This window comes from Paraburkholderia fungorum (genome assembly GCF_900099835.1).
In the GTDB taxonomy this organism is placed as follows: Bacteria; Pseudomonadota; Gammaproteobacteria; order Burkholderiales; family Burkholderiaceae; genus Paraburkholderia; species Paraburkholderia fungorum_A.
In genome coordinates, this window is record NZ_FNKP01000002.1 from 1,876,723 (window position 1) to 1,898,960 (window position 22,238).

A 22,238-nucleotide genomic window follows, 5' to 3' on the forward strand; every position below is an offset into this window, starting at 1 on the left:
GACCGGCGTCGACCCAATCGACACCACTGACATCACCAACCCGATCGCGGCGGCGGCGCTTACGGCAGGAGCAATCATGTCAGACGTTTTGCACGACGCGCGGGCACCGGTCGTCAAGGTGCGTCCCGACCGGGAAATGGCGACCACCCAGCGGCTGCCCTACTTTGTCGGCATCTCCGCGAGCACCGCGGGCAGCACCGGTTTGTCGATGTACATGGTCGTGGTGCCGCCGGGCGGCCACGCTGAACCGCATTTCCACGCCGACTACGAAACCGCGATCTATCAGTTAGAAGGCCGGATCGAGACCCGCTACGGGCCCGGTTTGCGCGAATCGGTGATTACCGAGCCGGGAGATTTCCTGTTTATTCCGCCGGGCGTCCCCCATCAACCGTTCAATCTCGACGCCACCACCGCCGCGCGCGCGATCGTCGCGCGCAACCATGCGGACGAGCATGAACGCGTCACGCCCTACGATCCCGCGACGGATGCGTGAGTTGAAAAAAGCACACGTCCCAGCCGAGCCGCCAGGTCACTGAGCGGCATCTTTTTTAGAGGCTCGCCCGCCCCGGACGGGCCCGGTTCCCGCTTGCACGCGTCACTCGCGCCTGCGAGAATTCGCGCCGCGTCAAGCCCTCCTCGCAGCGGCTTTTTGCCACCTGTGCTTAAATCCGCTTTCCGCACCGGTTTCACGAACTGTTCCGGCCATTCCGACATGGGAACCGGCTGACGACATGCTCGCGTCACCTCGGGAACGGAACATGCGCTGCGTGTCCGCAACGCAGCGACCCGACGCGGACTTATTTCAATCCCTTATTGCATTCTCAGGAGCGCGGTTGTGTGGCATTTCCCTGTTGCGATTCCACCCTCTCTGGGCGTCTGGGCCGTCTTCATGAGCGTGCTCGTCACCCAGCTCGGCCTGCCGGTTCCGGCCGCGCCGATGTTGATCTTCGGTGGAACCATGGCAGCCATGGGACAAACCTCGTATGCCAACGTCGTCTTCGCCGCCGTCGCCGCGACGCTGATCGCCGACTCGCTGTGGTTCTTCACCGGCCGCGCGTATGGGCGGCGTCTGCTGAACTATCTGGTGCGCTTCTCGTTATCGCTGGACACCACGGTGCGTGTCGCGCGCAATACTTATGAGCGCCACGGCGCGCCGATCCTGACCATCGCGAAATTTTTGCCGGGCCTCGGCCTGATCTCCGCACCGTTGCTCGGCACGACCGCGATCAGCGTCGGCGTGTTTCTGTTGTGGGATCTGATCGGTGCAACGTTATGGGCGAGCGTGTGGGTGATCGGCGGCGCTGCGTTGCATGATCAGATCGTGCAACTTGTCCTGCTCGTTCGACAGAACGGCGGCACGATCTTCGACGCGTTCGCGGCCATCTTCGTTGCGGCTTTGCTGTATCGCTGGGTACGTCGCCTGCAATTTCGCCGCTGGCTCGCGCATACGCGCATCACGCCGGATCAGCTCGATGCGTTGATGAAGTCCAACGAACCGCCGCTGATTCTCGATGCGCGTCCGCACAGCGTGCGCGAAAAGGAATCGCACCGGATTGCGGGCGCGCGTCCGCTCGATCTCGATTCGCCCGATCCGATCCATCCCGAGCTGCTGAAGCGGCCGATCGTCGTCTATTGCGTGTGTCCGAACGAGGCCACGGCCAAGCGGATCGTGAGCCAGTTGCATCGCAAGAACATTCATCATATTCGTGCGCTGAAGGGCGGCCTCGATGCGTGGGAAAAGCGCGGCTATCCGGTCGAACCCTTGCCGGCCGACTTCAATACCGCGATGGCGCATATGATCGAAGATAAAGGCAATGAAGGCGAATACACGGTGCGGGCGAGCGTGACCGAGTAGTTAAAAAGGCGGGCGCAATGCCCGCCTTTTTCATGCGCTTTTACCCGTGCGCCGAATGCAGAAATACGCCCGATCCAACGTTGTGGGCAAGCATCTGCTCTACCGCTGCTGCACTTTCCGCTGACGCCACAGACACAGCAGATCGCACGCGATATGAGCGGCGGCAATCGCGGTAATCTCGCTCTGATCGTAAGCGGGCGACACTTCGACGACATCCGCTCCCACCAGGTTCAGCGCACCGAGTCCGCGCACGATCGCGAGCCCTTGCGCCGACGACAGACCACCTGCCACCGGCGTACCCGTTCCCGGCGCGAACGCAGGGTCGAGACAGTCGATGTCGAAGGTCAGATAGGCAGGACGTCCCCCCACAATCGACGTAATCCGCTCAATGGCCGCACGCGCGCCGTGCTCGTGAACCCACGCGGCATCGAGAATATTGATCCCCATGAAATCGTCGTTCCATGTGCGAATGCCGACCTGCACCGAGGTTGCCGGATCAATCAGCCCGTCTTTCACCGCCTTGTAGAACATCGAGCCGTGATTCAGACTGTCGGGGCTATCGTCGGCCCAGGTGTCGCAATGGGCATCGAAATGAATCAGCGACAGCGGCTTGCCGTACTTCTCCGCATGCGCGATCAACAGCGGATACGTGATGTAGTGATCGCCGCCGAGCGTCAGCATCTTCGCATCCGAGCGCAGAATCGTGCGCGCGTGTTCGACGATCGACTGCTTGATGGTCAGCGGATTGTGCGCGTCGAACCAGCAGTCGCCGTAGTCGATCACCGCGAGGTCGTCGAACGGATTGAAGCCCCAAGGGTACGGATGCAACTCCGACAACTGCACGCTCGCCGCGCGCACCGCTGCGGGACCGAGACGCGCGCCCGAGCGGAACGTCGTAGCCAGATCGAGCGGCACGCCGGAGACAACAACATCGACGCCGTCGAGTTCGCGGGTGTAATTGCGTCGCATGAACGACAGCACGCCCGCATAGGTGTTTTCGATCGATGAGCCGTAGAGCGAGGACCGACGGACAGCCCCGTCGCCATAGATAAGTTCAGTCATGGATGACCTGATACCAGATAACGTACCGGCGCCGCGCGCAAAGTTTCCGGTAGCGCGCGCGACATCCGGCTTCGGATTCATTGGGAACGCGGCGGCGTGCATTACACCCGCCACCGCGCTGGCTTGCGAATCCTTTAGCGCAGCCGCACCAGCGTAGACTTCAGCTCGGTGTACTTCTCCAGTGCGTGCAACGACTTGTCACGGCCGTTGCCCGATTGTTTATAACCGCCGAACGGGAAGTTCATGTCCCCTCCCTCGTCATAGCAATTGACCCACACCGTGCCCGCGCGCAACTTGCGCGACACGTCGTGTGCAGTGGTCAGGTTCGAGGTCCATACGGCAGCGGCGAGTCCGTATTCGCTATCGTTAGCGATACTGATCGCCTCGTCGACCGTATCGAATGTAATCACCGACAGAACCGGCCCGAAGATTTCCTCGCGCGCGATCTTCGCGCCCGAGGCCGGAATCTCGAAGATAGTCGGCTCGATAAAGAAACCGCCGCTTTCTTCGTCGACACGTGAGCCGCCCAGCAGCAGCTTTGCTTCAGCGCGGCCCGCTTCGATATAGCCGAGCACGCGTTCGAGTTGAACCTTGTCGACGATTGCGCCCATCGACGTGGCCGGATCAAGCGGATTGCCCGGTGTATAGCTGCGCGCGGACGCAATCAGCTTGTCGATGAAGATATCCTTGATATCGCGGTGCACGAGCAAACGCGAACCCGCCGTACACATCTCGCCCATGTTGTAGAAGATCGCACCGGCCGCCGCGTTCGCCGCGCGATCGAGGTCCGGGCAGTCGGGCAACACGATGTTCGGCGATTTGCCGCCGAGTTCGAGCCACACGCGCTTCAGGTTCGACTGCCCTGCGTATTGCATGATCAGCTTGCCGACCTGGGTCGAACCGGTGAACGCGAGGCAGTCCACGTCGTGATGCAACGCAAGCAGTTTGCCCGGCTCGCCCGCGCCCGGCACGACGTTGAACACGCCCGCCGGAATGCCTGCGTCGAGTGCGAGTTGCGCGAGGCGGATCGCCGTGAGCGGCGACTTCTCGGACGGCTTCAGCACCACGCTATTGCCTGCGGCCAACGCGGGCCCGAACTTCCACGATGCCATCAGGATCGGGAAATTCCACGGCACGACCGCTGCCACCACACCGATCGCCTCACGCGTGACGAGTCCGACCAGATGATGATCGGACGGCGCGACTTCGCCGCCGATCTTGTCGATCGCTTCGGCGAACCACTCGACGCAATACGCCGCGCCCGGCACGTCCACCGACGTGGTGTCGCCGATCGGCTTGCCTGCGTCGAGCGTTTCGAGCAACGCGAGTTCGTCCATGTGTTCGCGAATCGACGCCGCCCAACGCAGCAAAATCGCTTTACGTTGACGCGGATTCAGACCCGACCATACGCCGGAATCGAACGCGCGGCGTGCAGCGGCGACGGCGGCGTCGACATCCGCTGCGCCGCTGTCCGCGACCTTCGCCAGCAACTTTCCGTCGATCGGGCTCAGGCAGTCGAAAGTGCGACCGCCGGCGGCGTCACGATATTCGCCGTCGATAAACGCGCGGCCTTCGATCGACAGCGTGGCGGCCTTGTCTTGCCAGAATGCGAGAGATTTGTTTTCCATCAGGATGCCTCAATGTTGTGCGAGCGACGTCAACCGGCTTTCGTATCGTGCGGCCTGGTATGGGTCGCCGCGCGTTGGCGCGAAGTTGTCAGAACGTGGGCGGCGAATTGGCCGACACGATCTCGCAGACATGCTCCGCGCTGGGATTGCGAAAACGGTGCGGAAGACGGCTTTCGAAGTAATAGCTGTCACCGGGGTCGAGCAGCCAGGTCGCGCCGTCCACCGTCAGTTCGATCTGCCCGCTCACTACCACGCCGCCCTCGTGCCCCTCGTGCTCCAGCATCTCCGGGCCCGTATCCGACAGCGGCTGATAGACCTCGCGCAGAATGCCCATGTTGCGGTCCTTCACACTCGACCCGGCGAGGTAAAGCTCGATCGACCCGTTGCCGAGGTTCGGCATGGTCGCGCAGCGCGATACCACCGAACGCTCTTCTTCGACTTCGAATGTGAAGAACTCGGCAAGACTCATCGGAATACATTCGAGCAGTTTTTTCAGCGAACCGACTGACGGACTCACACGGTTCTGCTCGATCAGCGAAATCGTGCCATTGGTCACGCCGGCCCGTTTCGCCAGCTCACGCTGCGACAGGCCATGCCGCTTGCGGATGTATTGCAATCGCGTTGCTACTTCAATGGACATCGACAGGCTCTCAGATGTGGCATGCAACCGGATGCCGATAACGCAGCATGCGGCGGATAGCGAAAACGGCAACCTGAACCGCGTCTATTTCAGTGCCGGGTACTCAAGAGTGTTGAATATTCTAATCACTTTGGGTATTGCGCCGCTGGGGGAAACCCTGGTGATCGACGAATATGCGTACTGCACCACTCGTGCTGCGAGTGCAAAATTCTATCCGCAACACTTGGGGAAAGCCTCGGTAAATCTTTTATAAAAATGATTTGACGGCTTTTTTGGTTCGTATATGCTGGTTCTCAGGCGATTGTCGTACCACCACACAAAGTCAGCAATATGACTTGATGGCGAGACGAATTCAGTTGCCGAGGTTCGAGACGATCATCCCCAAACGTGCTGTTTCTTTAAACGCCCTGTGCGGATTCTGAAAAGCCCGTTCAATAATTTCAACGTCGCTAGTCGAGTCTAATCGTGAGAGTCCGAGGCCCTTTGGTGAGATGGAATCGTAGTCAGACGGGTTGTCCCCGCGCTGACGGCGTCATCGCCGACGGCAGCAACGGCAGCCTTGCGTTTCGCCGCTTCCTGTCCGTCTTCACGATCCTCTCCCGCCGTTCCGTTCGACGTCACAACTCCATCTCCGCGCGCGCCTTCATTGCGGTGCGCACGGACGAAGTCGCTTCGCTGCTGCCGTAGCGCCTCCCTCCTTTTCGTCGTTCGATTCATCCGTTTGCGTCAGCGCGCTCTTTCGAGCCGTGTGAAACACGCATGTGCGGTGCTATGTGCCGCCTGTGTGTTTCGTCCGGATCAGCCTGCGGACCGACGCACACGGATCGAATCGAACGACTCGACAATTTATCCGGTTCAACGCGTTACGTAGTCGGTAAAAACCGGCTGCCTGTATTCAGCGGCTTCGTGCATTGCGCGACGCTGCCGGGTCGTGCCGCGTTGCGCCTGAACGTTATCCAGCGTTGTTCATGTCGCGTCCCGCGATGAACACTCACGTCTATTCGTTATGCGAAAGAAACCCCTGGTAGGCGTTACCGCCGATAGAACAATGATGGGCGTCCACCCATCGCACACGGTCGGCGAAAAGTACATTGCTGCCATCGTGGACGGCTCGCAGGCGCTGGCGATGTTGTTGCCCGCGCTCGGCGAACGGCAACCGGTCGACGACGTGCTCGCAACAGTCGATGGCCTGCTGTTCACCGGCAGCTATTCGAATGTCGAGCCGCACCACTACAGCGGTCAGCCGAGCGCACCCGGTACGCTGCACGACGCGGCTCGCGACGCAACGACGCTGCCGTTGCTGCGCGCCGCGATCGCCGCCGGCGTGCCGGTTCTCGCGGTCTGCCGTGGCTTCCAGGAAATGAACGTGGTGTTCGGCGGGACGTTGCATCAAAGCGTTCACGCGGTGGCCGGTCTGAACGACCATCGCGAGAACAAGGAAGACGACCTCGACGTGCAATACGCGCCGTCTCATTCGATCACGCTCGCGCAAGGCGGCCTGTTGCAGCGCCTCGCCGGCGGCGTGAATGAAGTGCGCGTGAATTCCTTGCATGGCCAGGGCGTCGAGCGGCTGGGCGTCGGCCTCACGGCCGAAGCCTTTGCGCCGGATGGCCTGATCGAAGCGGTCAGCGTGAACGACGCGCGCGCCTTCGCGCTGGGTGTGCAGTGGCACCCGGAGTGGAAGCACGCGAGCGATGCGCTGTCTACCGCGATCTTTCGGGCGTTCGGCGACGCCTGCCGCGATCGAATGCGGACCAGAGCCGGCTATGGCGCGGCATCCGCCGCCGCCACGCATGCCTGAGCCGGTCACGCACCAAAACTGAGAGAACCAACATGCATGACATCGACGAATTTCTGAAGAAGAACCGTGTCACCGAAATCGAAGCGATCATCCCGGATATGGCCGGGATCGCGCGCGGCAAGATCATTCCGCGCAGCAAGTTCGAGTCGGGCGAATCCATGCGCTTGCCGCAGGCGGTGATGATCCAGACCGTCACAGGCGACTACCCGGAAGACGGCACCCTTACCGGCGTCACCGACCCGGACATGGTGTGCGTGCCCGACGCCAGCACCATCCGCATGATTCCGTGGGCGGTCGATCCCACCGCCCAGGTGATCCACGATTGCGTTCACTTCGACGGCACGCCGGTCGCCATTTCGCCGCGCCGCGTGTTGCGCCGCGTGCTCGAACTGTACAAGGCCAAACGCTGGAAGCCGGTGATCGCACCCGAGCTCGAGTTCTATCTGGTCGATATGAACAAGGACCCGGACCTGCCGCTGCAACCGCCGATCGGCCGCACGGGGCGCCCGGAAACAGGACGTCAGGCGTATTCGATCGAAGCGGTCAACGAATTCGACCCGCTATTCGAAGACATTTACGAATATTGCGAGGTGCAGGAACTGGAAGTCGACACGCTGATTCACGAAGTCGGCGCGGCGCAGATGGAAATCAACTTCATGCACGGCGATCCGCTGAAACTCGCCGACAGCGTGTTTCTGTTCAAGCGCACAGTGCGTGAGGCCGCGTTGCGTCACAAGATGTACGCGACTTTCATGGCCAAGCCGATGGAAGGCGAACCGGGCTCGGCCATGCATATGCATCAAAGTCTGCTCGATGAGGAAACCGGTCAGAACGTTTTCACCGCAGCAGACGGCAAGCCGACCTCGCTGTTCACCAGCTATATCGCGGGCCTGCAGAAATACACGCCCGCGCTGATGCCGATCTTCGCGCCGTACATCAACTCCTATCGCCGCCTGTCGCGCTTCATGGCTGCGCCGATCAACGTAGCGTGGGGCTACGACAACCGCACCGTGGGCTTCCGGATTCCGCATTCCGGGCCGGCCGCGCGCCGTATCGAGAACCGCATTCCGGGCGTCGACTGCAATCCGTATCTGGCAATTGCAGCAACGCTGGCTGCTGGCTATCTCGGCATGACGCAAAACCTCGCCGCCACCGAGCCGCTCGTCAGCGACGGTTACGAATTGCCCTACCAGCTGCCGCGCAATCTGGAAGAAGGTCTCACGTTGATGGGCGCGTGCGAGCCGATTGCAGAAGTACTTGGCGAGAAGTTCGTCAAAGCATTTCTCGCGCTGAAAGAAACCGAATACGAAGCGTTTTTCCGTGTGATCAGTTCATGGGAACGCCGGCATCTGCTGCTGCACGTTTGAGAACGGCAGCCGCATCCGCAAAACTACTGGAGGCAACAATGAGCTACAGAACAGAAGAAGTCGCGTACGTGCAGCCGGTGCTCGCCGCACAAACCGCAGCGAGCGCGAAGGCCGCGCAACGCAGCACCGCCGACTATCGCGCGCTCGACGCCGCGCACCACATTCATCCGTTCTCGGACATGGGCTCGCTCAATCGCAGCGGCAGCCGCGTGATCGTCAAGGCCGAGGGCGTGTACCTGTGGGATTCGGACGGCAACAAGATCATCGACGGGATGGCGGGCCTGTGGTGCGTGAACGTGGGTTACGGACGCAAGGAACTGGCGGACGCCGCGTTCCGGCAGATGCAGGAACTGCCCTACTACAACACCTTCTTCAAGACCACGCATCCGCCGGTGATCGAGTTATCGGCGTTGCTCGCGGAACTCGCGCCCGAACCGTTCAATCACTTTTTTTATTGCAATAGCGGATCGGAAGGCAACGACACGGTGCTGCGTATCGTCCATCAATATTGGGCCACGCAACGCAAGCCCTCGAAGAAATTCGTCATCTCGCGCAAGAACGGTTATCACGGTTCGACGATTGCGGGCGGCACGCTCGGTGGCATGGGTTACATGCACGACCAGATGCCGTCGAAAGTCGAGAACATCGTGCATATCGACCAGCCGTATTTCTTCGGCGAGGCGCAAGGCGACCTGACGCCGGAAGAATTCGCACTGGCTCGCGCGCAACAACTGGAAGCGAAGATCCTCGAACTCGGCGCGGACAATGTCGCCGCATTTATCGGTGAGCCGTTCCAGGGCGCGGGTGGCGTGATTTTCCCGGCTTCGACGTACTGGCCGGAAATCCAGCGCATTTGCCGCAAATACGACATTCTGCTGGTCGCCGACGAAGTGATCGGCGGCTTCGGCCGCACCGGCGAATGGTTCGCGCATCAGCACTTCGGCTTCGAACCGGATCTCATCACGCTCGCCAAGGGGCTCACGAGCGGCTATGTGCCGATGGGCGCAGTGGGGCTGCATGACCGCGTCGCCAAAGCGATCATCGAGCATGGCGACTTCAATCACGGCCTGACGTACTCCGGTCACCCGGTGGCGGCTGCCGTCGCGGTCGCCAACCTCAAACTTCTGCGCGACGAGAAAATCATCGAACGCGTGAAGACCGATACCGGCCCCTACTTCCAGAAAAAATTGCGCGACACCTTCGCCAATCATCCGATCGTCGGTGAAGTAGCGGGCGCAGGCATGGTGGCGGGCGTCCAACTCGCACAGGACCCGGCATTGCGCAAGCGCTTCGCCAATGGCGGCGACGTCGGCACGATCTGCCGCGACTTCTGCTTCAACGGCAACCTGATCATGCGCGCCAGCGGCGACCGGATGCTGCTGTCGCCGCCGCTCACCATCAGCAGGCTGGAAATCGACGAAATCATCTCGAAGGCCAAACAGGCTTTCGATGCAACAGCACAACAACTCGGCATTTCGTAACGGCGGTTCGTTTCCGGCATGGGCACACCCACACATCGCGCTCATGCCGGCTCTTCACATCAAGGGAAAAAACCATGAGCGTTAGTCATCTTCGTCATGCGGTCGCGGGGGCCGCGCTTCTCGCCTTTACCGGTTTTGCGGCGTTATCGGTTACGCCGGCCCTTGCGGCCGACACGGAACTGAATGTCTATAACTGGTCCGATTACATCGCGAAAGATACGATTTCGAACTTCGAGAAAGAGGACAGCATCAAGGTCAAATACGACAACTACGATAGCGACGACACGTTGCAGGCAAAACTGCTAGCGGGTAGCTCGGGCTATGACATCGTGGTGCCGACCTCGAACTATATGGCCAAGCAGATTCAGGCCGGCGTCTATCAGAAGCTCGACAAGTCGAAGTTGCCGAATCTCGCGAATCTCGACCCGGTGCTGATGAAAATGATCTCGGACGCCGATCCTGGCAATCAGTACGGCGTGCCGTGGGCGTACGGCACCGACGGTATCGGCTATAACGTGCAGGCCGTGCAGAAGGCTCTCGGCGCGAACGCGCCGGTGGATAGCTGGTCGCTCGTGTTCGATCCGGCCAACCTCTCGAAGCTGAAAAGCTGCGGCGTGTCGATTCTCGACCAGGCCGTCGACGTTTTCGCCGCCACGCTGCAATACATGCACAAAGACCCGAACAGCACGAACCCCGCCGACTATCAGGCCGCTTTCGAAGTGCTCAAGAAAATCCGCCCGTATATCACGCAGTTCAATTCGTCGGGTTACATCAACGATCTCGCGAACAACGATGTGTGCGTCGCACTCGGCTGGTCGGGCGACGTCGGTATTGCAAGCCGCCGTACCGAAGAAGCCAAGCGCTCGTATCAGATCAAATTCTCGAACGTGAAGGAAGGCGGGCTGCTGTGGTTCGACGTGATGGTGATTCCGAAAGACGCGCCGCACCCCGAAGCCGCGCTGAAGTGGATCAACTACATCTCCGACCCGAAGGTCAACGCGGCGATCACCAACGAGGTGTTCTATCCGACCGCGAACAAGGCCGCGCGCCAGTTCGTGGTTCCGGCTGTCGCGCAGGACAAAACCGTTTATCCGGGCGACGAAGTACTCAGCAAGATGACGCTGATGAAGCCGATGCCGACCGACATTCTGCGCCTCGAAAACCGGCTTTGGGCACAGCTTAAAACCGGCCATTGATCAATTAAACCGCCTGACAGAAATAGAAATCCGATCCCGCGCTCAGGGATCGCTCGAAACCTGAGCGCATGAAATGCAGTCACGGTAGTCAGCCTGCGCGCTTTCAAAGTCCGATTCGCGCGCAGTCCCATGTTTTCCAATCGCAGCGCACGTTGCGAGACGCGTCCCGCGCCTCGTAGGGAGACACTTGCGCCCGCGATTCGCAAGGAACGGTTACATCATGAACTCGACGGCCTCACACAACACTGCCAGCGTCACCCAGATGACCCGGCCCGCAGTGGCGACAAAATCGAAACCGGACGAATTCGTCCGCATCGAAAACGTCGTGAAGAAATTCGGCGACAGCACCGCTGTCGACAACGTCAATCTGAGCATCGCGAAAAACGAACTGTTCGCGCTGCTAGGCAGCTCCGGCTGCGGCAAGTCCACGCTGTTGCGGATGCTCGCGGGGCTCGAAACAGTCACGTCAGGACGTATTTTCGTCGACGGCGAAGATCTCGCCGCGATGCCGCCCTACCGGCGGCCGGTCAACATGATGTTCCAGTCGTATGCGCTGTTCCCGCACATGAGCGTCGAGGCGAATGTCGCCTTTGGTCTGAAGCAGGAAGGCACGCCGAAGAACGAGATCAAGGAACGCGTCGCCGATGCGCTGAATCTCGTGCAGATGAGCAAATACGCGCAGCGTAAGCCGCATCAATTGTCGGGCGGGCAGCAACAACGGGTGGCGCTTGCGCGTTCGCTGGTCAAGCGTCCCAAGCTTCTTCTGCTCGACGAGCCGATGTCGGCACTCGATAAAAAGATCCGCCAGAAGACCCAGCTCGAACTCGTCAACATCATCGAGAAGGTCGATGTGACCTGCGTGATGGTCACGCACGATCAGGAAGAAGCGATGACGATGGCCGGCCGTCTCGCGGTGATGAGCGAAGGCCGCATCGTGCAGATCGGCTCGCCGAGCCAGGTCTATGAGTTTCCGAATAGCCGTTTCTCGGCGGAATTCATCGGCTCGACGAATCTTTTCGAAGGCACCGTCGTCGCCGATGAACCGGATCACATTTTCGTCGAAAGCGAGGATCTGGAATCGCGCATTTACGTGAGCCACGGGGTAACGGGTCCGCTTGGCATGCCGGTGGGTATCTCCGTGCGTCCTGAGCGCGTGAAGGTGTCGCTCGATAAACCGGCCGCTCCCTATAACTGGGCGCGCGGCGTGGTCTCCGATGTCGCGTACATGGGCAGCTACTCGCTGTACCACGTGCGTCTGCCGAGCGGCAAGACGGTGGTGTCGAATCTCTCCAGCTCGCATCTGATGAGCGAAGGTGCGCCCTCCTATAACGACGACGTGTTCGTCTACTGGTCGCCCAACAGCGGCGTGGTGCTGACGCAATGAAAAATCCCGCCACCTCCTCCAGCGCGGCGCTCGCTGCGCCATCCGCGAGCGGCTTGTTGGGCGCGTTGAAAAAGCGCATCGGCATGCTGCTGCCCTCCGGCCGCACGACTGTCATCGGCGCGCCGTTCCTGTGGCTCGTGGTGTTCTTCGCGTTGCCGTTCGTGCTGGTGCTGAAAATCAGTTTCGCCGATCAGCGCATGGGCATTCCGCCGTACACGAATCTCGTGACGATCGAAAACGGCATGGTGCATTTCGCGATGCAGCTCAGCCACTACGCGTTCCTGCTGCAAGACGATCTGTACATCGCTACGTATATCAGCTCGCTGAAGATGGCCGCCGTGTCGACCTTCTTCTGTCTGCTGATCGGCTATCCGATTGCGTACTACATCGCGCGCTCGGAACCGTCGCGCCGCAACCTGCTGATGATGGGCGTGATGCTGCCGTTCTGGACATCGTTCCTGATTCGCGTCTATGCATGGGTCGGCATTCTGAAAGACGACGGCCTGCTCAATCACACGCTGATGTCGATCGGTCTGATTCATTCGCCGTTGCGTCTCTATCACACGGATATCGGCGTCTATATCGGCATGGTCTATTCGTACCTTCCGTTCATGGTGATGCCGCTTTACGCGCACCTCGTGAAGATGGACCTGACTCTCCTTGAAGCCGCATACGACCTCGGCTGCAAACCGTGGACCGCCTTTACGCGCATCACGTTGCCGTTGTCGAAGAACGGCATTATCGCCGGCAGTTTGCTGGTGTTCATTCCGGCAGTCGGCGAATACGTGATTCCGGAACTGCTGGGCGGCGCCGACACGCTGATGATCGGCCGCGTGATGTGGGATGAATTCTTCAACAACATGGACTGGCCGATGGCGTCCGCCGTGACCGTCGCGATGGTTCTGCTGCTGCTCGTGCCGATGGCCGTGTTCCAGTACTACCAGGTCCGGGAACTGGAGGGCACGAAATGATCAAGCCTAATAGAACGCTTTCCAACGGCGTGCTCACATTCGGATTTCTCTTTCTCTACATTCCGATCATCAGCCTGGTGGTGTATTCGTTCAACGAGTCGAAGCTCGTCACGGTGTGGTCCGGGTTCTCGTTCAAATGGTACGGCGCGCTGTTGCAGGACGGCGAATTGCTGAGCGCCGCATGGCTCTCGCTGAAGATCGGTTTGCTGACCGCGTGCGCATCCGTCGTGATCGGTACATGGGCGGGTTTCGTGCTCGCTCGCTTCGGGCGCTTTCGCGGCTTCACGCTATTCGCCGGCATGATCAACGCGCCGCTCGTGATTCCCGAAGTGATTCAGGGCATCTCGCTACTGCTGCTGTTCGTCGCGCTCGAACAGATGCTCGGCTGGCCAAAGGGTCGCGGCCTCTTCACGATCTGGATCGGTCACGTGATGCTGTGCGTGTCGTATGTCGCAATCATCGTGCAGTCGCGTGTCAAGGAACTCAACAAGTCGCTCGAAGAAGCCGCGCTCGATCTCGGCGCAACCCCATTCAAGGTGTTTTTCCTGATCACATTGCCGCTGATTTCGCAGGCGCTGATGTCGGGCTGGCTGCTGTCGTTCACGCTCTCTTTCGACGACCTCGTGCTGTCCGCCTTCCTGTCCGGCCCCGGCTCGACCACGCTGCCGCTGGTGGTGTTTTCGCGAGTGCGCCTCGGTCTGAACCCGGAGATGAACGCGCTCGCGACGATCTTCATTACCACGGTGACGATCGGGGTGATCGTCGTGAACCGCTGGATGCAGTTGCGTGAACGCAAACGCAATCGCGACATGCAGATGGCTTTCGCGATCGCCGAATCCGCCGACCCGTTGCCGTCATCCCTACAACACACCACCGCTCGAAAACCGCTCGACGCCGCTCGCGCATAAGCATTTTTTTGCAATACGACCAATAAGGAGAATTTGCATGAGAAAGAAGCTCATCTGTCTGTTGGTGGCGGGGAGTCTGCCTGGCATGGCCTTCGCAGATACCACCAGCGACCAGATCAAGGCGCTGCAGGCCCAGTTGAATGCACTGCAAAAGGAGGTGAAGCAGTTGCGGGCCGAAGTCGCTACCAAGCCGAAGGCGGCCACGGCGGCAGTACCCGTGGCCCCAGCGGTAGCAGCCGCGCCAGTGGATATTTCGTCGCCTGATTATGGCCGCGCGCAGGCCACGTTGACCAACGACGAAGTCACCACGATGAAGCAGCAGATCGCCAATCAGCAACTGAAGGTGGACTCGCTCGAAGACGCGGCGCAGACCGGGCCGATCGCGGGCCTGTCGGTAACAGGCTATATCGATCCGACCTACATCTACAACCGCGCGCAAAGCAGTTCGTCGTTCCTGTTCGCGAACCACGAAAACGCGTACACGTACTACAACAGCACGTTCGGCGATCTGTACCTCGACATCAAGAAGACCTTCGGTGTCGGGCCGATGGCGCCGTCGGCGGAAGTCACGCTGATGCCGAACCGCGGCAACGGTATTACGCTGCTGCAAAACTCGCACGGCGATATCGGCAACAACATCCTGAACACGGCTGTCGTCAACGTGCCGTTGACGGCGACGACTACGCTCGTCACCGGTTTGATTCCGAGCTTCGGCGGTTATGAAGTGCAGCAGTCGAACCAGATGCTCACGCTCACGCACAACCTGCTGTATGACTTCTCGGACCCGGGCAGCTACGTCGGGATCGGCGCGAACTATACGAAGGGTGACTGGGCGTGGAAGTTCTTCCTCGGCAACGAACAGTACCGCACGTTCGGCGCGATCACGCAGACCGGCACGAATGCGCTGGGCGATCCGATCACCACCAGCAACAAGATTCCGAGCTTCACCGCGCGCACCGACTACACGTGGTCGAGCGCACTGGATATCGGCGGCTCGTTCAATATCGGCCGTCAGACGCTGCCGAGCGCGATCAATGCGGATACGGGTGCGGTTTCCTATGGTGTAGGCGGACAGTCGCCTAGCTCGGGCGGTACGTTCTTCTTCACCGAAGCCGACCTGACCTACCTGCTCGCCGACGTGCAGTACAACGCCGAAATCGACTACGGTCAGCAGCAGAACGCGGCGTTCAACGGCGGCCAGGCGCAGTGGTACGGCCTGTCGCTGCTCGCGCACCGCAAGTTCAATCTGCCGATGCTGGGCCGCATGGGCATGACTGCGCGTTATGACGTGCTGGTCGATAGCAAGAATGGCGGCGGCGGTGGCGGCATTGCGCTGAATTCGAACGGCATGGACACGTCTAACGGTTTCGGTATCGGCGCGGACTGTCTCGCCGCTTCGAAGGCCGGCGGCGGCTTCGGCTTCGAGTGTAAAGGCGCTACGCGTCAGGACGTTGCACTCGATCTGCTGTTCTTCCCGACCCAGCAGATCACGGTCAAAGTCGAATATCGCCATGACTGGGCCAACAAGCAGGTGTTCCTGAAGAGCGACGGTTCGTACGGCAAGTCGAACGACCTGCTCGCGACACAGTTCATCTACTCGTTCTAACCCGTATTGCCTGACGCGCGGCCTGTTTGATGACAGGCTGCGCATTCAGGCTCTTTTGTATTCGCGCCTATGCTCCGATTCTCGAATCAGTCACACGTCCCCTCGTATTATGCGGCCACCGCCAACGACGCCACTCGCCATCCCTCGCTAGAAGAAACGCTGAACGTCGACGTTTGCGTGATCGGCGCGGGGCTGACCGGCATTTCTACCGCTTTGAATCTGGCCGAGCGCGGCTATTCGGTCGTGGTGCTCGAAGCGTCGAAAGTGGGATGGGCGGCCAGCGGACGCAATGGTGGACAGTTGATCGGTGGCTTTGCCTGCGGTATCGATACGTTCGCGAAGTTCATGCCCGAAGAAGACGTGAAGCGCGTCTGGGATATGGGCATAGAAACGCTAGACATCGTGAAGGAGCGCGTGGCGAAACACCGGATCGATTGTGATCTGAGCTTCGGTTATCTGACCGCCGCGAACAAACCGCGTGACGCCGATGCGCTGAAGCAATGGCGCGACGAAGCGCAACAGCGCTTTGGCTACAACGGCTTTCATTACGTCGATGCGGACGAACTCGGCAACTACGTGCAATCCGATCGCTATCTGGGTGGTCTGTTCGATGCGCAGAGCGGTCATCTGCACCCGCTCAACTACACGCTCGGTCTTGCGCGCGCGGCACGTGAAGCGGGTGTGCGCATCTTCGAAGATAGCTGCGTGAACGCGTTGCGTGAAGAAAACGGCCTACAGGTCGCGCAAACTACGCGTGGCAGTGTGCGTTCCCGATTTGTCGTGCTGGCCTGCAATACCTGGCTCGGCAAGCTCGCGCCCGACGTCGCGAAAAAAATCATGCCGGTCGGCACCTACGTCATCGCCACCGAGCCGCTCGACGCCGACCGCGCCGAAGCACTGATGCCCGCCAAAGCCGCCGTGTGCGACAGCCGTTTCGTACTCGACTATTTTCGCCCCGCGCCGGACAACCGCTTGCTATGGGGCGGCAAGGTCAGCTATTCGACGCTCGCGCCGCGCGACCTCGGCGAAGCGATGCGCCGCGATATGCTGAAGACCTTCCCACAACTCCACGATGTCAGAATCGACTATGCGTGGGGCGGTTTTGTCGATATCACGATGAACCGCGCGCCGCATTTCGGCCGCCACTCGCCTACCGTTTATTTTGCGCAGGGATTCTCAGGGCACGGTGTCAACACGACCGGACTCGCGGGCAAACTGATTGCCGAAGCGATCGACGGTCAGGCATCGCGCTTCGATCTGTTCGGCAAGATTCGTCACCGTGATTTTCCGGGTGGCGCTATGCTGCGTACCCCTGCCCTCGTGCTCGCGATGGCCTGGTATCGAATGAAGGATCTGCTTTGATGAATGCTTCGACTTTCCGCTTCAACTCGACTGTCTCGCTCGACCAGCGCGCCGATGCGCTGGTCGCCAACTCCTACTATGAAGCGAGCGCAACGCGCCCAGCCGCCGACGATCCGGTTCTGTCCGGCGCGCTGGAGGCCGATGTCTGCGTGATCGGCGCGGGCTTCTCGGGCCTCTCGGTGGCGCTGGAATGCCGCGCGCGCGGCATGTCGGTGATCGTGCTCGATGCGCACCGGCCGGGCTGGGGCGCGTCGGGACGCAACGGCGGACAGACGCTCGTGGGATTCGCAAAAGACGATGTCATCGAGCAGCAACTCGGCAATGACGGCGCGCGCGCCGCGTGGGCGCTGTCGGTGGAAGGCGTGGCGCTGGTGCGCGAGCGTATCGCGCGGTACGGCATCGATTGCGACTTCACGCCAGGCTATCTGACGGTCGCGACCAAACCCAAACGCGTGCCCGATCTGCGTGCGTGGATGGAGTCGGCGTCGCGGCGCTGGGGCTACGACAAACTCGCCTGGCTCGATACCGACGAGATCCGCTCGCGGGTCGCTTCGCGGCGTTACCTCGCGGGCGTCTACGATCCGCTGTCCGGGCATCTGCATCCGCTGAAATATTGCCTGGGTCTCGCTGACGCCGCTCGCCGTGAAGGCGCGCAATTGTTCGCGCATTCGCCGGTCGTCGAAGTGGTGAGAGGCACGCGTCCTGTCGTGCGGACAGCGGCTGGCGAAGTGCGCTGCCGGTTCGTCGCGGCTTGCGGCAACGCGACCATCGGCGACGTTTTGCCCGCAACCGTAGCCGCCCGGATCGCACCCATCGCGTCGTACATCGTCGCGACAGAACCGCTCGGCCAGGAGCGCGCCGATGCGTTGATCCGTCAACGCGAGGCAATCTGCGACAACAACTTCTTCCTCGATTATTTTCGTTTATCGGCGGACCATCGCGTGCTGTTTGGCGGACGCGCCAGTTCGGGCGGCGCATCGCCGATGCAACTCAGCGACCAGATTCGCCAGCGGATGATCGACGTCTTTCCGCAACTCGGCGATGTGCGGATCGACTATGCGTGGGGCGGTTTTGTCGACGTCACGCGTAATCGCGCGCCGGACTTCGGTTCGATCGATCCGAACTACTTCTACGTACAGGGCTTTTCGGGGCACGGTGTCGCGTTGACGGGAATCGGCGCGCGCAGCGTGGCAAAAGCCATGGCTGGAGACACCGGCACGTTCGACCTATTCGCGCGATTGCGGCATGCACGCTTTCCGGGCGGCCCTGCGCTGCGCGGTCCGGCACTGGAGCTTGGGATGATGTATCACCGGATCATGGAACTGTTCTAGAGCACTATCCGGCGCCGCGTGCACGGCTAACGCACGCGCGCCGCTCCGACGAGTCATCGCGGCAGTCTCCCGGTTTAAGACTTAAAAAAGCCCTTCTCCGTCACTCACACCGCTCCCTCTCCCTGTTTCGCCCCTGTGCCTGGCGTTTACCCGGAATCAATAATTTACCGACTATTTATCGATAAATTATCGTGTTAGATTTCGTCGCCCGTGCGGCAGAAACCACGCGGCAACGGATCGCCACGACATGGCAAGGAGAACGGGATGTGGGTTTTGATTGGCGTGCCGATCGTCGTACTCGGCTTCGCATTGCGTTTCAACGCGCTACTGGTCGTGACCATCGCGGGCATCGCGACCGGCGTGGCTGGCGGTCTGAATCCAGTGGAGATCGTCAGCGCTTTCGGCAAGGCGTTCGCGGATAACCGCTACATGGGCCTCATCTGGCTCACGTTGCCGGTCATCGCGCTACTCGAACGCAATGGTCTCAAGGAACAGGCCAGGCACCTCATTTCACGCCTGCATGCCGCCACCACCGGCCGCGTGCTGATGCTGTATTTCGTGATCCGCCAGGTCACCGCCGCGCTCGGCCTCACGTCGCTCGGCGGTCATGCGCAGATGGTGCGACCGCTCATCGCGCCGATGGCCGAAGCGGCCGCCGCGAACCGCTACGGCGAATTGCCCGACGCGGTGCGCCAGCAGATTCGCGCGAATGCGTCGGCAGTCGACAACATCGCGGTGTTTTTCGGCGAGGACATTTTCATCGCGATCCAGTCGATCCTGCTGATCAAGGGCTTTCTCGAACAGAACGGCATCGTGGTCGAGCCGTTGCACGTGTCGGTCTGGGCGATTCCTACCGCCGTGGCCGCACTCATTATTCATCTGATCCGCCTGATGCTGCTCGACCGTAATCTGTCGCACAAGATGAATGCACTGGGACGAGGTGCCGCGCGATGATGATCAAACTCGAATCCCTCTACGTATTGGCCGGTTTGATGTTCGCCGCGTTCGCACTATTCAATCTGCAGGACCGCACGAATCCGCGCCGCGTCGTCAACTTTCTGTTCTGGGGCATCTACGCGATTACCTTCATGTTCGGCGGAGAATTGCCGCACTTCGTGATGGGCTGCCTCGCGATTGCGCTCGCGTTGATCGCCGGGTCCGGCAAACTCGGCAAAGGCAAAACGGACAGCACGAGCGAGGCGGCCGCCGCGCGCCGCGAAGCAAAAGCTCAACGCTTCGGCAACAAGCTGTTCATTCCCGCGCTGCTGATTCCGGTCATCACGTTGCTCGGCACGTTGACGCTGAAATATGCGCCTTTTGTCGAAGCGAAGAACGTCACGCTGATTTCGCTGGTATTGGGCACACTGGTCGCGTTCGGCACCGCGCTGTTCATGTTGCGCGATTCGCCGGTGCACGCGTTGAAAGACGCACGACATACGATGGACACCGTCGGCTGGGCCGCGATTCTTCCGCAGATGCTGGCCGCGCTCGGCGCGTTATTCGCGGTGGCCGGCGTGGGCCATGTCGTTTCCGACCTCGTAAAAGCCTGGATTCCCGTCGACTCCGCCTTTGCCGTGGTCGCCGCCTACACGTTCGGCATGGCGATCTTCACGATGATCATGGGCAACGCGTTCGCCGCGTTTCCGGTCATGACTGCGGGCATCGGCCTGCCGCTGATCGTGCATCAGTTCAACGGCAACCCCGCCATTCTCGGCGCTATCGGCATGCTGTGCGGCTTCTGCGGCACTTTGATGACTCCAATGGCCGCGAACTTCAATATCGTGCCCGCAGCGCTGCTGGAACTGAAAGATCAGAATGGCGTGATCAAGGCGCAATGGCCGACCGCTTTGCTATTGCTGATCGTCAATACCATACTGTTGTACGCGCTTGTATTCCGCTTTTGATTCCGAGGAGCCGCCGATGACCCTTCAACTCACTCCCGAACTCGCGTCGCGATTCGCCAATCTCGCGCTCTCTCATCTGACGCGCGAATATCCGAACAAGCTGACGCATTCGCTCGCGGGGCCGCAAGACGTGCAGGGTCCGCGAGCGCTGCATCCGATTTTTTACGGCAGTTACGACTGGCATTCGTGCGTGCACGGCTACTGGCTGATCCTGCATCTGCTCGACCGTTTTCCGGATCTGCCCGAGGCGGCACGCATCGTCGCCGTGGTCGACGAGCATTTCACCGAGGCCAATGTTGCGGGCGAACTGGCGTATCTCGACCTGCCGCACAATCGCGGCTTCGAGCGGCCGTATGGCTGGGCCTGGCTGCTTGCACTCAGCGCGCAACTCAATTCGCTAAAACTCGCGGATGCCGCGCGCTGGTCGAAGATTTTTGCGCCGCTTACCGAAGCCTTTGTCGAACGCTTCGAGGAGTTCCTGCCGAAAGCGACCTACCCGTTGCGTGTCGGCACGCACTTCAATATGGCGTTTGCGTTGTCGCTCACGCTGGATTTCGCGCGTCAAACTTCGCGTGAATCGCTCGAAGCGTTGATCGTGAATACCGCCGAGCGCTGGTTTATCGACGACGTCGCGTGTCAGGCGTGGGAACCGGCCGGTGACGAATTCCTGTCGCCGTCGCTGATGGAAGCGGAGTTGATGCGCCGCGTGCTGCCGCCTGCGCAATTCATCGAATGGTTCGGACGCTTTCTGCCGGACCTCGGTGCGCAAAAGCCCGCAACCTTGTTCGAGCCGGTGACGGTCACGGACCGTACCGATGGCAAGATCGCGCATCTGGACGGGTTGAATCTGAGCCGTGCATGGTGCCAACGTTCGCTGGCGCGCGCGCTGCCCGCTGGCGATATCCGCAGGACGGTGCTATTCGATACCGCCGAACGTCATCTGCAAAGCGCTTTGGCGCATGTGGCCGGCGACTATATGGGCGAACACTGGCTGGGCACTTTTGCAACGCTGGCTCTCGAAGCGTGATCGAAACGTAATTCAGATGCTCAAAAAAACGAGGCCTCGCATGGAGGCCTCGCCATCGCTAATCGCCGTTCGGGCGATTACTTCGACTATTACTGGTCCGCGACCTTCTTCGGCTTCGGCGGCGCCTGAACCTTGTTGTACTGGAACTGCGGCGTGGCCTTCAGCGCGTCTTTGGTTGCGCCGGCCAGATAGAAATTGCCGCCGCGAATGTCCAGCGCGGCGATCGGCACCGCAACGTCATGCGACGCCACGCCGAGGAAGCCGCCCGCCGACACGATCGCTGCCGACAGCGAGCCGTCCGGTGCAACCACCAGATCGCGCACCGTACCGATCTTCTCGTTCTGGTCGTTGTACACGGTCTTGCCGAGGATGCTCTTCTTCACGCTCCAGCCGTTCAACAGCGCGGTGGACTGCTCGACCGTGACGCTCAGCGGCTGCGTGCCCGCGACTTGCGCGTGAGCACCCAGGCTGGTTGCTGCTACCGCGACGACAACAAATAATTTGCCCAACGTCATTTCGTTCACTCCGTTCCTGAGGGGTTTGACCGGCGCGCGTTCCGCGCCAAAGAAATCGTTGCAGCACGATCATACAGACTGCACGCTGCGGCTGCAGTAAGGGGGGCATACCAACGACCACGCCCCAGCGACACGGCCCGCCTGATGCCGCGAACACGCTCACCGCCCGGCACGCATGGCGGTAAAATCGCACCAGGCGA

General features: G+C 60.7%; 21 protein-coding genes. 17 read left to right on the forward strand and 4 right to left on the reverse strand.

Features of this window, described 5'->3' with window-relative positions; genetic code table 11:
• The first annotated feature begins 76 nt into the window (after positions 1–76).
• Positions 77–493, forward strand: a complete 417-nt coding sequence (locus tag BLS41_RS24215; protein WP_074771159.1) for a cupin domain-containing protein — start codon at positions 77–79, stop codon at positions 491–493.
• 342 nt (positions 494–835) lie between these two features.
• Positions 836–1,855 (forward strand): VTT domain-containing protein, encoded by a 1,020-nt coding sequence (locus tag BLS41_RS24220; RefSeq protein WP_074769412.1) that lies wholly within the window; start codon positions 836–838, stop codon positions 1,853–1,855.
• A 99-nt stretch (positions 1,856–1,954) separates the two neighbouring features.
• Here BLS41_RS24220 and speB read toward each other — a convergent pair whose 3' ends face one another.
• From speB to BLS41_RS24235, 3 genes are all read right to left on the reverse strand, one after another.
• Positions 1,955–2,917, reverse strand: a complete 963-nt coding sequence (gene speB, locus BLS41_RS24225; protein WP_074771160.1) for an agmatinase — start codon at positions 2,915–2,917, stop codon at positions 1,955–1,957.
• Between the two features lie 134 nt (positions 2,918–3,051).
• A complete protein-coding gene (locus tag BLS41_RS24230) occupies positions 3,052–4,545 on the reverse strand; it encodes an aldehyde dehydrogenase (RefSeq protein ID WP_074769414.1) in 1,494 nt (497 codons plus the stop codon).
• Positions 4,546–4,633: 88 nt separating this feature from the next.
• Entirely contained in the window at positions 4,634–5,185 is a 552-nt protein-coding gene (locus tag BLS41_RS24235) for a cupin domain-containing protein (protein WP_074769415.1), read from the reverse strand.
• On the opposite strand from BLS41_RS24235, the gene BLS41_RS24240 reads away from it, so the two are divergent.
• From BLS41_RS24240 to BLS41_RS24310, 15 genes are all read left to right on the forward strand, one after another.
• Entirely contained in the window at positions 5,178–5,438 is a 261-nt protein-coding gene (locus BLS41_RS24240; RefSeq protein ID WP_143026357.1) for a hypothetical protein, read from the forward strand. The two genes, BLS41_RS24235 and BLS41_RS24240, sit on opposite strands and share 8 nt — an antisense overlap.
• 212 nt (positions 5,439–5,650) lie before the next feature.
• Positions 5,651–5,872 (forward strand): hypothetical protein, encoded by a 222-nt coding sequence (locus BLS41_RS40305; protein ID WP_429251214.1) that lies wholly within the window; start codon positions 5,651–5,653, stop codon positions 5,870–5,872.
• A gap of 319 nt (positions 5,873–6,191) precedes the next feature.
• Complete coding sequence (locus BLS41_RS24250; protein ID WP_074769421.1) at positions 6,192–6,986, forward strand: gamma-glutamyl-gamma-aminobutyrate hydrolase family protein; 795 nt, start codon at positions 6,192–6,194, stop codon at positions 6,984–6,986.
• A gap of 32 nt (positions 6,987–7,018) precedes the next feature.
• Entirely contained in the window at positions 7,019–8,353 is a 1,335-nt protein-coding gene (locus tag BLS41_RS24255) for a glutamine synthetase family protein (RefSeq protein ID WP_074769423.1), read from the forward strand.
• A gap of 38 nt (positions 8,354–8,391) precedes the next feature.
• On the forward strand, positions 8,392–9,834 hold the full coding sequence (locus BLS41_RS24260) for an aspartate aminotransferase family protein (RefSeq protein ID WP_074769426.1): 1,443 nt from the start codon (positions 8,392–8,394) through the stop codon (positions 9,832–9,834).
• Positions 9,835–9,908: 74 nt separating this feature from the next.
• Positions 9,909–11,030, forward strand: coding sequence for a polyamine ABC transporter substrate-binding protein (locus BLS41_RS24265; protein WP_074769428.1), 1,122 nt, complete (start codon positions 9,909–9,911; stop codon positions 11,028–11,030).
• Between the two features lie 220 nt (positions 11,031–11,250).
• Positions 11,251–12,414, forward strand: a complete 1,164-nt coding sequence (locus BLS41_RS24270; RefSeq protein ID WP_074769430.1) for an ABC transporter ATP-binding protein — start codon at positions 11,251–11,253, stop codon at positions 12,412–12,414.
• Positions 12,411–13,385, forward strand: coding sequence for an ABC transporter permease subunit (locus BLS41_RS24275; RefSeq protein ID WP_074769432.1), 975 nt, complete (start codon positions 12,411–12,413; stop codon positions 13,383–13,385). Before BLS41_RS24270 ends, BLS41_RS24275 begins: the two co-directional genes overlap by 4 nt.
• Positions 13,382–14,293 (forward strand): ABC transporter permease subunit, encoded by a 912-nt coding sequence (locus BLS41_RS24280; protein WP_074769434.1) that lies wholly within the window; start codon positions 13,382–13,384, stop codon positions 14,291–14,293. Before BLS41_RS24275 ends, BLS41_RS24280 begins: the two co-directional genes overlap by 4 nt.
• A gap of 37 nt (positions 14,294–14,330) precedes the next feature.
• Positions 14,331–15,899: a DUF3138 family protein gene (locus BLS41_RS24285; protein ID WP_074769436.1), complete on the forward strand. Its 1,569-nt coding sequence runs from the start codon at positions 14,331–14,333 to the stop codon at positions 15,897–15,899.
• A 69-nt stretch (positions 15,900–15,968) separates the two neighbouring features.
• On the forward strand, positions 15,969–17,261 hold the full coding sequence (locus BLS41_RS24290) for an NAD(P)/FAD-dependent oxidoreductase (RefSeq protein WP_074769438.1): 1,293 nt from the start codon (positions 15,969–15,971) through the stop codon (positions 17,259–17,261).
• Complete coding sequence (locus BLS41_RS24295; protein WP_074769440.1) at positions 17,261–18,592, forward strand: NAD(P)/FAD-dependent oxidoreductase; 1,332 nt, start codon at positions 17,261–17,263, stop codon at positions 18,590–18,592. Before BLS41_RS24290 ends, BLS41_RS24295 begins: the two co-directional genes overlap by 1 nt.
• Before the next feature lie 264 nt (positions 18,593–18,856).
• Positions 18,857–19,546: a DUF969 domain-containing protein gene (locus BLS41_RS24300; RefSeq protein WP_074769442.1), complete on the forward strand. Its 690-nt coding sequence runs from the start codon at positions 18,857–18,859 to the stop codon at positions 19,544–19,546.
• Positions 19,546–20,496 carry a DUF979 domain-containing protein gene (locus BLS41_RS24305; protein ID WP_074771161.1) on the forward strand — a complete coding sequence of 317 codons (951 nt, stop codon included), beginning with the start codon at positions 19,546–19,548 and terminating at the stop codon, positions 20,494–20,496. The genes BLS41_RS24300 and BLS41_RS24305 overlap by 1 nt, the downstream gene beginning before the upstream one ends.
• A gap of 16 nt (positions 20,497–20,512) precedes the next feature.
• Positions 20,513–21,523: a DUF2891 domain-containing protein gene (locus tag BLS41_RS24310; RefSeq protein ID WP_074769444.1), complete on the forward strand. Its 1,011-nt coding sequence runs from the start codon at positions 20,513–20,515 to the stop codon at positions 21,521–21,523.
• A gap of 89 nt (positions 21,524–21,612) precedes the next feature.
• Here the strand turns inward: BLS41_RS24310 and BLS41_RS24315 are convergent, their stop codons facing one another.
• A complete protein-coding gene (locus BLS41_RS24315; protein ID WP_074769446.1) occupies positions 21,613–22,038 on the reverse strand; it encodes a PRC-barrel domain-containing protein in 426 nt (141 codons plus the stop codon).
• Between the last annotated feature and the right edge of the window lie 200 nt (positions 22,039–22,238).